Source organism: Streptomyces gobiensis, from assembly GCF_021216675.1.
Taxonomy (GTDB): domain Bacteria; phylum Actinomycetota; class Actinomycetes; order Streptomycetales; family Streptomycetaceae; genus Streptomyces; species Streptomyces gobiensis.
Map to the genome: position 1 here is coordinate 5,154,967 of NZ_CP086120.1, position 15,705 is coordinate 5,170,671.

Below are 15,705 nucleotides of genomic sequence, written 5' to 3' on the forward strand. Positions count from 1 at the left end.
TGCGGCCGTCACCCTGTGAGCTCGCTGGCATCAAGTTCTTCATATGTACAGAACAGTGCCGCAGGGCAAGATCTGCCTCTAGGCTGAATGCCCGCAGGGAGAGCTGGTTGGGTGCGAGGGGGACGCACGTGACACCACTTGGGTTCTCGGAAAGCCCTGCTCGGCGCCGGACGCTGGGGGAGATGGTGGAGGTCTTGGGAGGGTCGGCGGCACTGGCCGATCCCCGTGGGCGGCACCAGTGGCGGCGGGAGCTTACGGACGCACTCGAAGGCTTGGCGCTGGAGCCGTATCCGACGCCCCGCCAGGAGTTCATCGATGCGATACGCGCCTGCGGTGCCCGCCCTGGCGGGCTGGAACTGTTGCTGGAGATCACCCATTTCGTGGTGCCCGCGCTCTCCCACCGGCTGCGGCCGCTACTGGACGAGTGGAATGCGGCGGACCTGTACGGCACACGTGACTGGACGGCATTGCACAGCGCCCTCGACATCGGTCTTCCAGAACTGAACACGATGGTTACCGAGGTGTGCGGAGACCGGATCCGTCTCCCTTCCCACTGTGCCACCGCCTGGCATGCCTTCGTCCATCTGGCCTGCCGTAACACACCGCCCGGTGGTCTTCCGCCGAGCATGGTGCTCCTGGAGCACCTTGCCCTGCATGCCGATCTGGCTTCCTCGGTCGGGGAGCTGCACGCCTGGAACGATCACTTCGCCCAGACGTGGAAACTGACACATGGCCACGGCGGTCTCCTGGCACTACGCGCCGCGCTGGCCACCGACCGTGCGCTCGGAGGTTCGGTGGGCGCTGAACGACGAGCAGAGGACAACGCCGCGCCGGAGCGTCCGGTGATCAGACTGTTCATTAAGGTGGAGCCGGACCTGACCCCGGTCGAGGCCAAAGGCAGGAGACGCGGCCGGGAGGAGACCCGCTACCGGCTGTCGTCCCGGGTGAGGTACGCCGAGTCACCCGGACTGCACCAGGAGGATGCGGACGAACCTCAGGGACCGGTGCCACGGAGCCGGATATCTGTGGCTGTCGCTGAGTTATTGACCCGGATGGCCGAACTGTGGCAGTCGCGCTCCGAGGACGTGGTACTGGAGTTCTTCCTGCCGACCGAGCTGCTGAACGAACCGGTGGAATGGTGGGATCGTGACCCCCGGCTGGATTACGCCAACCCCCTGCTGAGCAAGTATCCAGAGATCTTCACCCACTCTCTCGAACGTGTGCAGCGGCGGGAACTGCACCACGCCTGGCGCCTGCGCTGGGCACGGTGGCAGAGCCAGCCGGACAAGGGAGATGTTTATTGGTGTGATCCCGACGGACGTCGGGCTGACGAGCATCTGGCGTTACTGGACGCGAGAATCGGCAAACGGGACGAGGTGGTGGCCATGGTGCTCAGCGGGCCCCCGCAACCGGGGAGCGGGCTGGGGCTGCGGGAGTTGCGCCTGGGGCTGGACCTGGGTGTCCCCGTCTTCATCCATCACCGCGAGGACAGCGCTTCGCAGGCGTTCCGGAGCCTCGTCAGCGAGGGGCTGAACGAGGACGGTCTGGTCAAGCTTCCAACTCGTGCGCGACACTGGAAAGGTGACTCCGCTGCCGGTGGACTCGACTCGGATGAGGACCCAGCCAGGCATCTCAGCCTGGTCTGGGACGATCCCGAACTGCTTCTTGACGGCGGACCATGTGCTCCCGCCACTTTCGTTGGGGGGATCGATTGAACGCGTCGGAAAACAGCGGAGGGCCGACGACGCCAACCGCGACAAACGGACTCTTGTACCAGGGGACGGGAGCCGTATCGCCCGACGTCCCCTACGAGGAGCGTGAGTGGCCGCAGGGGCCGCGGTGGCGGACCTTCCACGGCGGGCCGTGCCTGCCCCAACCACCCGACGATGAAGAGGCCGACCGCCGGCTGGGGCCTGTCGGAGTGGTCCGCCGGCCTTCGGCCACCGAAGTCCGCTTGGTGAACGCCGCTATTCTGCTGCGCCGCCCCTTGTTGGTGTCGGGACGTCCCGGCGTAGGCAAGTCCACTCTCGCCTATCGGATCGCCCGCGAATTGCGGCTCGGGCGTGTGCTGCAGTGGCCGGTCACCAGCCGTACGACACTGGCCTCCGGGCTTTTCGAGTACGACGTGATCGGCCGCGCCCAGGCAGGCCAGGCGTGGTATGCGGCGCAACAGCGCGCTGGTGGGGCGGAGGACGGGACGGAGCCGGGCGGCTCCCGCCCCGGAACGAGCGTGGACATCGGGGATTTCGTCCAGCTCGGGCCGCTGGGTACGGCACTGCTTCCGCACTCTCTGCCGCGTGTCCTGCTCATCGATGAGCTGGACAAGGGAGACGCTGATCTCCCGAATGACCTCCTCACTCTCTTCGAGGACGCGTGGTATGCCGTGCCGCCCCTCGTTCGAGTGAAGCGCCAGTCACCAGAAGTGGTCGTTCACACCGCAGATCCAGGCAGAACCGCTCCGGTCAAAGAAGGAATTATCAGGGCACGAGCGTTTCCGATCGTGGTCATGACGTCAAACGGTGAGCGCGAGTTTCCGGAAGCGTTTATGCGCCGGTGCCTGCGACTGGATATACCGGATCCCGGCCCGGAAGCACTGGGCGAGCTGGTCACCGCTCATTTCGCCGACCGGCTGGGGGACATGCACGGAAAGCTGGTCCGGGACTTCATGATGCGCAGCGAACAGGTCGACGGTCTCGCAGCCGATCAACTGCTCAACGCAGCCCATCTTGTGTCGTCGGGCGCCTACTCGTACGCCGAGGGTGACGACGCCGAGTGGCAGGCGGTCCTGAGCTCCATCTGGCATCCGTTGAACGCGGATGGGGCGGAACCGGGTGCTTGACCAACCGTCGATGCCCGAGAGGGCGGAGGCAAGCAGTGGGGCGGAGGGCCCGGCGGCTGCCCCAGCCGGTGGGCGCCTTGGAGTAACCGAACTGCACTGGTGGGAGATTGCTGACGCACTGTGGCTCACTCAGCACTGTCCGCAGCTCACGAACCCCGGTCGGCACCCCGACGCGGCCGAGCCGTCCGAACCCCTAGGCCCCACTGGTCCGTTGGAGCTGCCCGCCGACGATCCGTCCAGCGCCGGCATGAACTCCTCGGAGACTGACCAGGGCAAGGGGGCGGACGACAGGCCGACGCAGCTGACGCCGCCGACAACGCCGACGCCGACGCCGCCGCCGACGCCTCCGTCAACTGCCCTTGACGGAAGCGGCGATGGCCTACCGCTCCACGCACCAGCAGGAAGGACGGCCGCCCAGTCCCGTGGGTTCTCCTCCCCGGAGGCGGACCCAGCGGCTGAAGGCGATCGGCACCGGGCCGGGCCGAGGTTCCGCGTCTCGCCGAAAGGCCGGATCGCCGGTGGCCTGGACGCGGCTTCCTTAGGGCGGGCGCTGCGCCCCCTGAGGCAATACGCCCGTTCGACGCGAACCCAGGAAGTGGACGAGGAGACGACCGCCGAGCGGTTGGCCGAGGACCCTGGCCTGCCCCCCGGGGTGAGGCCGGGGCTTGAGCCCCGGTGGAACGCGGTGCTGGTCGTGGATACCGGGCCGTGGATGGCCGTATGGCGCAGTGCCACCCTCCGGTTCGCCGGCGTGCTGCGCCGCTACGGCGGCTTCCGCGACCTCGAGCTGCGGCGTCTCAACACCCGTTCCGAGGCATTGGGGGATGTCGAACTGTGTGGGCCCGGCGAACGGACGCGGCGCCAGCCCTCGAAGGCCCTCGTCGACCCCACCGCACGTCGGATCGTCTTCGTCCTCACCGATGGTCTCGCCCCCGCTTGGCGGTCCGGCGCGGCACAGCGACTTCTGGCCGTCTGGGGCCGCCATCAGCCTGTGGCAGTGCTCCATTCGCTGCCCCAGCGTCTCTGGCACCGCACCGGCCTCTTCCCGGACCGGGTGCGGTTGCACACGTCAGGGCCAAGGGCGGCGAGCGGACAGGTCAAGTGGGAGTTCACCGAACCTTCCGTTGCCGCGCCGCTCCGTGAGCCGGGCGCGGGGCGCCGGGCGGTGCCCATACCCGTGCTGGAGATCGCTGGGGAGTGGATCGCGCCCTGGGCCCGTTTTGTGGCGGGCGAGGGACCTCGGCGGCTGGACGTGGCAGCGGCACTCGTGGGGCCGTGGCGGCGACCGGAGCCGACGGCCGGGACGCCGGAGGCGGTACGGACTCCGCTGAGCGCGGCGGAACGGGTGGCCCGGTTCCGCGTCTGGGCCTCGCCGGAGACCTTCGATCTGGCGACCCGGCTGGCCGCAGTTCCGCTCGACCTGCCGGTGATGACCGCGGTGCAGCGCCGCGCCATGCCCCGTACGGGACCCGCCCATATAGCCGAATTCCTTATGAGCGGCCTGGTGGAACCACTGCTGGGCAGCGGCGACCGCTCCTTTCTGTTCCATGAGGGCGTCCGAGAGGAACTGCTTGCCTCCGGTACCAGGCAGGCAACCGAACTGGCGTCCAGAGCCGCCGCGGAAACACTGGCGCCGCACGATGGCGCCGCACGGGAACTACTGACCTATTTCGATGGCGGGGAGGTCGCCCGAAAGCCCGAGGTAACCAGGGAGAATGCGCGCTTCCGTCAAATCGAACATGCCGTTCTGCAAGCCCTGTCGGGATCCCATGTACGCCGTGCTCGTCAGCTGCAGGAGCTTATCGACACCGGTGCCGACCGGGTCTCTTCCGAGGACCTGATTGACCCGAGTGATTCGACTGAGACTGCGGGCTCGGCGCGCCAGGTGAGCAATGTCCTTCATGATGCGATAAGTAAAGGCTCTGACGCGGTGAATCATCCAGGAATGCCTGATACGCCCACTTCTCCCTCGCAGGAGGGTGTGACCCCTACTGGTGCACAGCAAGGAGGCATGCCGGTGACCACGGTCTCCCAGCGGCCGGCGACGACGCCGAGCACCGGGGCGGGGGTCGGCGTACCACTCGACCGGTCTTCTGCGGTGTCGGTGGGGCGCCCCCTCATCTGGGGAAACACGCCACCCAGGAATATGCTCTTCACCGGGCGCGACGAGCTGTTGCGCCAGCTGGAGCGCGGGCTCAGTGAAGGGCCGACGGCCGTCCTGCCCCATGCCCTGCACGGCATGGGCGGCGTCGGAAAGTCTCAGCTGGCCCTGGAATACGTTTACCTTCATGCCTCGGAATACGACGTCGTATGGTGGATCCCGGCTGAGCGGCCCACCCAGATCGCCCAGGCCATGGTGGAACTCGCGCAGCGCCTCGGTCTGCCGGTGACGGGCGAAGCGATTACGGCGGTACCGGCCGTGCTGGAAGCTCTGCGCACAGGGAATCCGTACAGCAACTGGCTGCTCGTATTCGACAACGCGGAAAGCCCCGAGGCAGTCCAGGAGTTCTTCCCCAGCAGCCCCCAAGGCGGCCCGACCGGATCCATTATGGTGACCTCACGCAACCCCCAGTGGAACACGCTTGCCCATCCGCTCGAAGTCGATATCTTCGAGCGGAGTGAGAGCATTCAGCTTCTCCAGCGCCGTAACCCCGATCTGCCCGCTGAGGAGGCAGACAAGCTGGCGGAGGTCCTTGGCGACCTGCCGTTGGCGGTCGAGCAGGCCTCAGCCTGGCGCGCCGAGACGGGCATGCCGGCGGCGGAGTATCTGCGGCTCTTCGATCAGAAGCGGGCCGAGTTGATGACGGTTTCCCCGCCGACCCAGTACGAACAGACGGTGGCCACCGCATGGAACGTCTCCCTTGACCACGTCGAGAACAAGAACCGTGCCGCACTGCAGCTCTTGCAGGTCTGTGCGTTCTTCGCGTCCGAACCGATTTCTCGGTCACTGTTCTCGGGCGCCCCAGTCGAACCCATCGCCCCCGATCTGGACCGGGCACTCACTGATCCCCTGAGGCTGGGCCGCGCCATCCGGGAGATCTACCGCTACTCCCTTGCCAAGATCGACCACCGCGGAGACTCCATTCAGATGCACCGTCTGGTGCAGGCGGTGCTGGTCGCGAGGATGAGTGAGGAACAGCGCGCTCGTATGCGGCGTGGCGCGCACCTGCTGCTGGCGGCCAACGCCCCTCGCGACCCCAAGGACCCTGAGCACTGGGCACGCTTCGGCAGTATCTACCCGCATGTGGTGGTCTCCGGGGCTGTTGAGTCGGAGTCCCGGAACGTGCGTCAGATGGTCATCCACATCGCGGAGTATCTGTTCTACTGGGGTGATCACTCTGGCGCTCGTGCCTTCGCTCAGCACGCATACGACGACTGGTGCGAGCGGTTCGGCGAGAACGATCAGCAGACACTTCTCCTCCTTCGCCACCTGCGCTATGTGGTCTGGACGATGGGCCGTTATGCGGAGGCGGCGAAGATGGGCCAGCGCATGCTCGAAGGGGCGCGGGCCGCCGGACCTGAGGGCGAGGAGGAACTGCTCACCGTCATGGGGCAGGTGGCTGCCGACCGACGTGCCCAGGGCGACTATCGGGGGGCCCTGGACCTCGACGAGGACGTTTACGCACGGGCTGTACGCGCCTTCGGCGAGGACGATCCCGAAACACTGCGCCATGCGCACAATCTCGCCACCGGCCTGCGGGCACTGGGTGATTACCGCCGGGCTCTGGAACTCGACGAGGAGACATGGCGGCGCCGGGTCGAGACCCACGGTGATGAGTCACTCCCCAGCCTGATGACCGAGATGAGTATCGCCATCGACCGGCGTGAGCTCGGCGACTACGCGATCGGCGCACAGCTCTTCGAGGGCGTGGTCGACAAGTTCCGGAGAGTGTTCGGAGAGCTCAATCCCAACACCCTGCGGGTCATGGCGCGGCTGGCCGCTTCACGACGCAAGGCGGGCGACCACAGCGGGGCCATTGAGCTGAGCAAGTATGCCCGCAAAGCACTCACCGAGCGGTACGGTCAGCGCAGCCCGGACTCCCTGGCCGCATCCCTCGGCCTCTCGCTTGACTTGCGGCAGACGGGGGAACTGAACGAATCATGGCGCCTGGGGGAGGCGACCAGGGACCTCTATGTGGAGGTCTTTGGACTGAATCACCCCAACACCCTCGCGGCTGAAACCGACCTCGCCATCACACTGCGGCTGCTGAACAATACGGACGCTGCCCGCCGGATCAACGGGTCGGCGCTCACCCGGGCTCGCGAGACCCTGCCGGAGACCCATCCCAATGTGCTCGTCTGCGCCGTGAACCTGGCCAGCGATCTGTTCGCGCAGGGCGACGCCGCCGCGGCACTGGAGCTGGACGAAACCACTCTCAGGACTGCGGTGAAAACCCTCGGTGAAGACCATCCCACCTTGCTGGCACTGAAGAGCAACCTCGCTTGCGACCTCAAGGCGCTGCGGCGGTACGAAGAGGCGAATGCCATGCACACCGCCGTGGTCAAGAGCCTTCAGTCCAGGCTCGGTGAGGCCCATCCAGCCTGCGCCGACGCGCTGGCCTGGCGGCGTGCCAACTGCGACCTCGACGCAAACCCCTTGTGACAGCACTCCGTTCACGGGCGAGGGTGGGACGGGCGGTCAGGCTCATGGCGCCAGCTTTCGTCCCACCCAGTCCGCGACCGCCACCGGATCGGCTGGCTCCGTGTCTCCTATGGCCCCGTGCACATCGCGAACCAGCTCCGGACAGCGCAGCAGGGCCTGTGCCGCCGCCGGGTGTCCCCCCAGCAGCTCCAGCGCCAGACGAAGGCCGGCCCAGGCACCTGCGGCGGAGCGCAACACGGGACTGTCGGAGGCCGTCGGCGCGTCGCATGCGCTGTCGTGTGCGCTGGTGATCTCCGCCTGGTAGAGCCGCAGCGCGGCGGCAGCGTCACCAGTGAGCAGGAAGAGATCGGCCGGTCGGGCGCCCCGGATGACGGCCGCCATCCCGCCTGGTGTGTCGGGAAGCCCCTTGAGCAGCGGGTCCATCAGTCGCGTCCGCAGGAGTACGGCCCGGGAGTCCAGGTTCCACGCATTCGGGTCCGGCGCCAGGCGTGGCGCCGGACAAGGGCGCGGCGGCGGGGACGGGACCGGCGTCTCGTCCGCGAGGGTGCGCCTCTTCCAGCCGCGTACCAGCCAGGCCACCATCGCGGAATCCGGCACCAGGTGGTGCAACCGCCAGCCAACGGCATGGTCGTCGGCTGCCTGCTCGGCGTCGGCGAGGATACGCGGCGGGACGGGGGCATCCTGCCAGCGCCCGACCGTCTCCAGCAGCTGTTCGACCACTCGGCGTCCCAGCGGTGTCAGCTCGGCGTCTTCACGCAGCGGTGGAAGAACGCGCAGAAGCTGGTGCCGACGCAGCGCGAACTCGAACTGAGCCAGCATCATCGTCCCCTCTTCCGCCAGGGAACGGCGCAGGATACTGCCGTACCAGAACCGGGCCACTCCGGTGAACGCGTACACCCCCTGCAACATCCCGCGCAGCGGTCGAGGATCGTCGCGCCACGGGGCGTACAGCCGGTTCTCGTTCTCCTCGCTGTGCAGCGAGTACATATGCGTCAGCGCACTGAGCTTGCTGTGCTGGATCTCATGAGTGAGCGCCGCCGCGAACTGCGCGGTGTCGGCCTGCCGCGGAACAACCGGCCCTGGGGAGTTCGCTCCTCGGGTGGCTGGTCCCGAGGCGGCCAGACCCCCTATGCCATCCCCTGAGGTGGCGCTGTGCCAGCGAAAGGGCTCCTGGGTGAAGAGCGGCTCGATAGTGCGCAGGCATGCGGTGACGTCCTCCGCCGCCTGCGGATCGGCGCTCGCCAGCAGGGCTGAGGCTTCTCGCAGGAGCCCCGCCCAGCCGTCGACGGCCTCGTCGGACAGCGCTTCGGGAAGAGCGTCAACGGGCTCCACGGGAAAGATGCGGTAACGGCTCAGGTCGTCGAGAAACACCTCCTGCGTGCCCTCCGGAAACTCAGGGGAGATCCGGTGCGGCACACGCCATGTGCTGGTGGTCCGCCCCGGTGGATCGGGGACACGGACTTCCGTGGCTCCAGGGTGAATGGTGAGCGTCCCCTCGCAGAAGCTCACTTCAACCGCTGCCCATTGGGGAAGGCCGGGGAGCGTGGCACAGCCGAGAGAGGGAAGCCAGACCGTGCCCTTACGGGCCGGTACGCGAAGCGAGAGGCTGACACCGGTACGGATGGCACAGGCCGCGGCAATCGCGTGCAGTTGGCCCAAGTCCACCCACAACGGCGGCTGACCGCCGCTCGGCTCCGGTGAGTCCCGTAGCCGGCGCAGAGTGCGAGCCAGCCACAGGCCCGTCTCCGGCAGCAGCAGAACGCCATCTGTCACCACGCTGCTCTGTTTCTCCGCAGCGACGAGTAACTCCCAGGCCTCGTCGACACGCAGCAGTGGTCCGGTGAATTCGGGCTGGTCGGCAGCCATCTTCATCAGGATGTCGAACAGCAGCAACCGGTAGCTGCGCTCCCCGTCCCACAGATGAGCGACAGCAGCCGCGCCACCTCCACCACCGGCCAGCGCGTCGAAATGACGGGGCGGCAGCCCATGCCGTGGAACGCGCGTCACAGGATGCGGCTCACGCTGCACGGGCGTCTCCTCCCTGGCACAGCTCGAAAGCCGTCAAGCGGTTCAGCTCCGCAAGCCGTTCAGCTCCGCAAGCGGTTCAGCTCCGCAAGCGGTTCAGCTCCGCGAGTTGTCCGCGAGGGGGGAAGCCGGGTGACCGAGGATTCGTAGGATTCGCTGCTCGAACTCGTCTCGCCTGCATCCGCGGTGCGTACGAAGGTCCTCTAACGTGACGTCTGTCAGGTCGAGGAGCTCTGACTCAATGACGGTACCGGCCTGTTCCATTCTGGCGCACCCTCCCGGCTCCGGACCGCAGCCGGTCCGTTCATCTTATGATGCCGTAGTGTTCCGGGGCTCGAAACCCCGTGTCTCGGACATCATCTCCGCTGGCCTGGGGCTTCGTTGTCTGGGCGAAAGCCCGGCATATCCGCCAGTACGGCTTCGAGTTCGTGCAGTGCCCGCGTGCCCGAATCCACCATGCTGACGGCTTCCCATAGCCGGGTGAGGCCATGGGGAAAAGCGAGACAGGTGTCGATCACTCCCAGCAGATCGACACGGGTGATCTGCGACCGTGGCACACTGCTGGCGATCTCTGTGGGCAGCTGCCCCAGCACCGCGCCGCGCGTGGCCGGGTCCGCCATCGTCGGTACCGCTTCCAGCGCCAGCACCAGCCGCTTCCGCTGGTCGAGCCCTGTCGCCGTGGAGCGCTGCGCACTCCGGTCCTCTCTCTGCCCGTCTCGGGGCGGCGAAGCGGGCCGGCTCACGCCCTCGGAGGCAAGGGCGGCGATGAGGGCGCAGGCGAACGCGGCGGCGTGGCTGGCGGCGGTGCGTTGGGATCCATGCGCGTCCGCTGCCTGTTTGCCTTCGTCGGCTCTGTCGCTGACGCCACGGATGGTCAGGACAGGCAGCGAGCCGAGATGCCCGGCCTGCGCGACACCGGCGCTCTCCATTTCGATGATCGCAGCGTCGTTGTAGTGGCGGTACAGCTGCTGAGCCAGTGACGAACCGCGTGAGTTGAGCACGACCTCGCCTGCGGCGGCGGGTTTGAAATGGACCGTAGGCGGACTGGCCTGACCCTCCTCAGGCAGCCGATGGAGCCACGCGCCGCTGTTGTCGACGTACCGGCCGAGCTGTTCGAGATGGTGAGAGGCGTCCCAGGACCGTGGGCGCGCCAGCAGCCGATCAGCCTCTGCCTTGCCCCCCTGGTATGCGTGCACTCGGGTGGGGACGACGACATCGCCCAGTTCGATGTCGTCCTTGAGCGCACCCGCCACACCCACGAACAGCAGGGCCTGTGGCCGAAACAAGGTGTTCGCCCGCTCGGTGAGTGTGGCGGCGGCATGGTTTCCCTCGCCGATCACGGCCACCGCAATCCGCAGTGACACGCCGGGGAGCTCCCCGACTTCGAAGACGGTCCCGGCGGGGTGCCGCTGCACCCGCACATCGGCCAAGTGATCTCGTACCGCCTGGTACTCCACATTCAGCGCGGTCAGAATCACCACCGGCCGGGCACGGTCATTCGGCTCGCTCACTCCAACCCCTTGGCATCCGCGACGCGCTCCAGCTGGGCGCTAACGACACCAGCGCCGGAGTATTGTCCCACTCACTGACGGCGCCCGACCCGGTACGAACCCGGGTTCTCGCCCAAGGCCGCCCAGGGCCCAGCACACAGGGGCCCAGGGCGGCTGTTACGAGAAACCCGGGTTGCTCACACCGTCAGGCGTTCGCCTGGCGGGCCTCCTTACGGGCGCGACGGGCGGCGAGGCGCTCGTCGAACTTGCTCGCCTCGCTGTCCAGCCCACCCATAAACAGCCCCAGCTCCTCCTGCGCCTTCAGACCGTCCGGCCCGAGGCCGCCGATCTCCAGCACCTTGAGGAAGCGCAGCACCGGCTGAATCACATCGTCGTGGTGAATGCGCAGGTTGTAGATGCCACCGATCGCCATCTGGGCGGCCGCCCGCTCGAAGCCCGGCATGCCATGGCCGGGCATACGGAAGTTCACGACGACGTCCCGCACGGCCTCCATCGTCTGGTCCGGCGCCAGCTCAAAAGCGGCCCCCAGCAGATTGCGGTAGAAGACCATATGCAGGTTCTCATCGGTCGCGATCCGGGCCAGCATCCGGTCGCAGACCGGGTCACCGGACTGATGGCCGGTATTGCGGTGCGAGATCCGGGTGGCCAGCTCCTGGAAGGCCACATAGGCGACCGAGTGCAGCATGGAGTGGCGGTTGTCGGACTCGAAGCCCTCCGACATATGCGCCATCCGGAAGTTTTCCAGCTGCACCGGGTCGACTGCGCGCGAGGTCAGCAGATAGTCCCGCATCACGATGCCGTGACGGCCCTCCTCGGCGGTCCAGCGATGCACCCAGGTGCCCCAGGCGCCATCCCGGCCGAAGAGAGTGGCGATCTCATGGTGGTAGCTGGGCAGGTTGTCCTCGGTGAGGAGGTTGACCACCAGGGCGATCCGGCCGATATCGGTGACCTTGGACTGCTCGACCGCCCAGGGCTCCCCGCCCAGCGGCCCGTCGAAGTTCCGGCCGTCACTCCACGGCACGTACTCATGCGGCATCCAGTCCTTGGCGACCTGCAGATGCCGGTTGAGCTCCTTCTCGACGACTTCCTCCAGGGCGTAGAGCAGCCGCGCGTCGGTCCACTCGTCCGGTCCGAGTTGGTGGGCGGTGGTGAGGGTCACAAATGCTCCTGGCTACAAGACGACGGACACACCTACGGCGCCGTAGGTTACGAAACCGTAGGTTATGGATTACCCGAATGGCAAGGGCGGTCTCGCAGGGCGGCGGAATAGCCACCCTGTGTGATGACACACAAATGTACGCACGTGAGACCCCTGAGTCGCCAGCCCAAGCCCTCACTATGCGTAGCCGACCACGAACTCCTGTATCCCCAACCGGCCTTGGCGCCTACCAGCCTGCCAGGGTCGTTCCTGGAGATCGCGCCTGCTGTGAATCGCTGTCCCAAATGTGCGTAAAGACGGGAGCCATTGAGGTGATCGAAGAAGTGTACGAGTTCCAGTGGGTGCGCGGTACGGGGTGGACACAGCAGCACCCGGGCCGCCGGCACACATCTCGCCAGCCCGCACCCAGGCGATCACTACTACGGCTCCATCACCGCGCGGCCACTGACCGCCGACCCAATCCCACGTCACAAACCACCCCTACTCCCGCGCCGACGTAGGTAGGGCCGGGTCAGGCGTGCTCGTGCCAGACGTCCAGTACGTCCCGTACGGCGCTGGAGGCCTTCCTCTGCCCGTCGCGGTCGGCCCACAGGTGTGCATCGTGCTCAGTGAGCGTGACCGTCTCCCCGGCCACAACGGCAGCGAAGTTGAACTGACGGGTGTTCTTACCGCTCTTGGAGAGGTAGTCGAAGTGGCCCAGGTAGGCGCCGACAGCGGTGACGCTCAGTCCGGTCTCCTCCTCCACCTCCCGGCACAGGGCATGGATCAGAGTCTCGCCTGCGTCGACACCACCGGAGGGAAGCTCCCACAGCCCGCCCATGTAATCGCTCGCCGTCCGATGCAGCAGCAGCACATTGCCGTCCGCGTTGGGGATTACGGCGCCGACGACGGTCTTGTTGATGCCCTCACGGGCTGCGGCCTCGGTGAGCTCGGTGAGCAGGGCGGTCTCGACGGGAGCGATCATTCGAGCATCAGGTCCTTGTGGTGGGTGGCGACCTTGACCAGGGCCGTGACGTAGGCGTCGGCGAGAGGGATGTCCGCCTCGCGATGCCACACCGGGAGCTTCAACGTCGTGCCGCGCACCTGCTCGGCGACCGGTAAGTCTCCCTCAACAGGCCCCTGGTGGTCAGGGTAGCCGGACAGCAGGGATCCCAGGTGCTGGAACAGCGCATCCTCACTCAAGCGTGCCACCCCAGGGAGCGAAGTACTTCCCTGATACGGCGCGTTACACCGGCGAGGCCACACCCGACCGTGGCCTTCGCGGCGCAGTGCTCGAGGAATCCATCGTCCATAAGCCGCAGTGCCGTTGACATAGCCGTTGGATCAGGTCGCGACCTGCGGAAACGTACGGCAGAGATCGCAAAAACGGCGTATGCCAACGGCACTGCCGTGACCATTCGTTGTACCCGCCCTGCTACGTGGCGGTGAGCGCGTGGCGGGGGTGGTCGAGCCAGAGGTGTTGTCCTTCTGGCGTGACGGTGATGCCGAACCGCGACCGGTCGGGCTGTCCCCACCCCACCCACCGCAGATAGGCGTCTGACACCTCCTCCCATAGGTTGCGCTGGCCGTACCAGGTGACGCGGTAATCGGACTGTCCGGGTACGTAGTCGGCCGCTGCCCATGCTCCTTCTTCCCGTCCGGCCTCGACGAGCAGCAGTGACAAGGCCCCGGATGCGTCGCTGGCCGGGGCCGGAATCCTGGCGACGCCGCGTGCGAGTGCGCCGATCATCAGGTCTGCCGCGTATGAGCCTCCAGAGAGGGCTCGCGGATCGAGCCGCGTGGTGGTCTCGTGGGCGTCGTCGGTGTGATGGGGCGCCCACCTTGCCGTGCGGCGTTGGGAGCGGAGCATCATGTACGAGGCGAACGAGGGGAACCGTCCCACGGCACATCCGCTGCCGTCGGCCACCAGACGGGCGAGCTGCCCGGAGCCGTAGACCGGTGCCCACGGGGCGACGATCAGCCCTCCGGGCCGCGTCTGCGCCACCCACTCATAGGGGAACGTCTCCACGGCGCAGGTGACGTGGACGCGATCGTACGGGGCACCATCCGGCCATCCGGCAGCCCCGTCGCCGACGAGTAGGCGCGGGACGTACCCGGCAGCGGCCACGTTCTTGACCGCCTGGGCGGCGACCTGTTCGTCCACTTCGATGGAGACAACACCCCGGTCCCCGACCCGGTGGGCCAGCAGCGAGGCCGTCCACCCCGTGCCGGTGCCGATCTCCAGCACCCGGTGATGGTTGTACACGTCAAGGAGGTCAAGAGTAGTGAAGACGATGCCGGGCGCCGAACAGGAACAGGTCGGCGCCCCCTTCCCGCTCCGGACGTCCCCGGCTCCATCGTCAAACTGCGTAACGATGGAGGTGTCCGCGTAGACGGCATCCCACCACCGGGCGGGGTCCTGGCAGCGGTCGATGGCGTATCCGGGCTCGGGACCATCGGGAACCGCCCACGCCACGTCGGGCACGAACAACTGACGTGGGGTGGCGTCGTAGGCGGCCCGCCACGGTTCGGCGAGTCGGCCGCTAGCGGCGAGGGCGTCAGCAAGCGCCTGCGCCCGCCCCTGGCTCATCATGTCGGTCACTGCCTGGCCTCCTTGCTGAGGAGGTCAGCGAGGGCGCCCGCGACGCTGATACCGACTTTGGACGCGAGCCAGCCCCATTCGCCGCTCTGGTTGGTTTCCAGGAAGATCCACCGCCCGGAGGTGTCGCGGATGAGGTCCGCCGCGCCGAAGACCAGGCCCAGCCGCTTGTGCAGTTCGACAAGCCGCACTGACACGTCGTCGGGCAGGTCGATGGTGCGGTAGCTGAGCGCATCGTAGTCCGAGCGCCAGTCGGTGCGGGCGGCTTCTGAGGCCGCGTCGATGGCCACTGTGAAGACGCGGTCGCCGACGACCACGGCGCGGGCTTCGTGTTCTTTGTCTACCTGCTGCTGGAACAGGTGAGCGGTCCGTCCAAGGGCGGGATCCAGCAGCTCGTCGGCGTCGGTGACGGGTGAGGTATAGATTACGCGAATCTGCCCCTCATCCCCGTGCCAGATTCCGGCGAGCGGCTTGTAGACGATAGGTCGCGCGAGTTCCTTGGCCCAGTGATGCGCTCGCTCGGGCTCATTTGTGATGATCGTCCTCGGGATGTGCAAACCCACTGCCGCCGCAGCGGCCAGCTGGTTCGGCTTGTACTCGCACCGGGCTGCTGCAACTGGATCGTTGACCCACCGCACCCCGCCGAGAGCTTGCATGACACCGCCGAAGCCACGCCGGGCCTCCCCATAAGCGAAGAGCTGTTCCGGCCGGGACATGCCCTCAGGCAGCGTGAACTGTGTGGGCCGCCGGTAGTAGACGCTGCCCACATCGGCAAGATTGACAACCTCGCGGTCTGTTTCGACTTCGGTGAGCGCCCCTGACCACATACCTCCTGTGCTGATCTCGGCAGACATGCTGACCTTCACGGGGAAGTCGGTGGCATCCAGGCGTGCTACGGGAATGCCCCGGAGGGCGAGTTCGGCCGTGACGCGGCTGGCCGTACGGTCCTCCTCGTCAGTGAGGACCAAGACAGTCTGTGTCATGACAGCC

At 67.1% G+C, this 15,705-nt stretch carries 10 protein-coding genes; 3 read left to right on the forward strand and 7 right to left on the reverse strand.

The window, feature by feature from the left end; all coding sequences use genetic code 11:
- Nucleotides 1-182: 182 nt before the first annotated feature.
- From test1122_RS23940 to fxsT, 3 genes are all read left to right on the forward strand, one after another.
- Nucleotides 183-1,715 (forward strand): VMAP-C domain-containing protein, encoded by a 1,533-nt coding sequence (locus test1122_RS23940; protein ID WP_232271239.1) that lies wholly within the window; start codon nt 183-185, stop codon nt 1,713-1,715.
- A 242-nt stretch (nt 1,716-1,957) separates the two neighbouring features.
- Nucleotides 1,958-2,839 carry an AAA family ATPase gene (locus test1122_RS23945; protein ID WP_232271240.1) on the forward strand — a complete coding sequence of 294 codons (882 nt, stop codon included), beginning with the start codon at nt 1,958-1,960 and terminating at the stop codon, nt 2,837-2,839.
- A gap of 10 nt (nt 2,840-2,849) precedes the next feature.
- Nucleotides 2,850-7,442 (forward strand): FxSxx-COOH system tetratricopeptide repeat protein, encoded by a 4,593-nt coding sequence (fxsT, locus tag test1122_RS23950; protein WP_277879882.1) that lies wholly within the window; start codon nt 2,850-2,852, stop codon nt 7,440-7,442.
- A 42-nt stretch (nt 7,443-7,484) separates the two neighbouring features.
- On the opposite strand, the gene test1122_RS23955 is transcribed toward fxsT, so the two are convergent.
- The 7 genes from test1122_RS23955 to tgmB form a co-directional block, all read right to left on the reverse strand.
- The gene (locus tag test1122_RS23955) at nt 7,485-9,449 is read right to left on the reverse strand and encodes an HEXXH motif domain-containing protein (RefSeq protein ID WP_232271242.1); all 1,965 of its coding nucleotides are present in this window, start codon (nt 9,447-9,449) and stop codon (nt 7,485-7,487) included.
- Nucleotides 9,450-9,823: 374 nt separating this feature from the next.
- Entirely contained in the window at nt 9,824-10,978 is a 1,155-nt protein-coding gene (locus test1122_RS23960; RefSeq protein ID WP_232271243.1) for a 5'-methylthioadenosine/S-adenosylhomocysteine nucleosidase, read from the reverse strand.
- A gap of 184 nt (nt 10,979-11,162) precedes the next feature.
- Nucleotides 11,163-12,137 (reverse strand): acyl-ACP desaturase, encoded by a 975-nt coding sequence (locus test1122_RS23965; protein WP_232271244.1) that lies wholly within the window; start codon nt 12,135-12,137, stop codon nt 11,163-11,165.
- A 511-nt stretch (nt 12,138-12,648) separates the two neighbouring features.
- The gene (locus test1122_RS23970; RefSeq protein ID WP_232271245.1) at nt 12,649-13,101 is read right to left on the reverse strand and encodes an NUDIX hydrolase; all 453 of its coding nucleotides are present in this window, start codon (nt 13,099-13,101) and stop codon (nt 12,649-12,651) included.
- Nucleotides 13,098-13,319, reverse strand: coding sequence for a hypothetical protein (locus tag test1122_RS23975; RefSeq protein ID WP_232271246.1), 222 nt, complete (start codon nt 13,317-13,319; stop codon nt 13,098-13,100). The genes test1122_RS23970 and test1122_RS23975 overlap by 4 nt, the downstream gene beginning before the upstream one ends.
- A gap of 232 nt (nt 13,320-13,551) precedes the next feature.
- Complete coding sequence (locus test1122_RS23980; protein ID WP_232272053.1) at nt 13,552-14,709, reverse strand: methyltransferase domain-containing protein; 1,158 nt, start codon at nt 14,707-14,709, stop codon at nt 13,552-13,554.
- A gap of 5 nt (nt 14,710-14,714) precedes the next feature.
- The gene (gene tgmB, locus test1122_RS23985) at nt 14,715-15,698 is read right to left on the reverse strand and encodes an ATP-grasp ribosomal peptide maturase (RefSeq protein WP_232271247.1); all 984 of its coding nucleotides are present in this window, start codon (nt 15,696-15,698) and stop codon (nt 14,715-14,717) included.
- Nucleotides 15,699-15,705 lie beyond the last annotated feature (7 nt).

What these genes read in the sequence shown, in the direction of transcription:
- test1122_RS23970 (WP_232271245.1), bottom strand. Translation starts at nt 13,101, where the DNA reads ATGATCGCTCCCGTCGAGACCGCCCTGCTCACCGAGCTCACCGAGGCC.
- test1122_RS23980 (WP_232272053.1), bottom strand. Translation starts at nt 14,709, where the DNA reads ATGATGAGCCAGGGGCGGGCGCAGGCGCTTGCTGACGCCCTCGCCGCT.
- fxsT (WP_277879882.1), top strand. Translation starts at nt 2,850, where the DNA reads ATGCCCGAGAGGGCGGAGGCAAGCAGTGGGGCGGAGGGCCCGGCGGCT.
- tgmB (WP_232271247.1), bottom strand. Translation starts at nt 15,698, where the DNA reads ATGACACAGACTGTCTTGGTCCTCACTGACGAGGAGGACCGTACGGCC.
- test1122_RS23940 (WP_232271239.1), top strand. Translation starts at nt 183, where the DNA reads ATGGTGGAGGTCTTGGGAGGGTCGGCGGCACTGGCCGATCCCCGTGGG.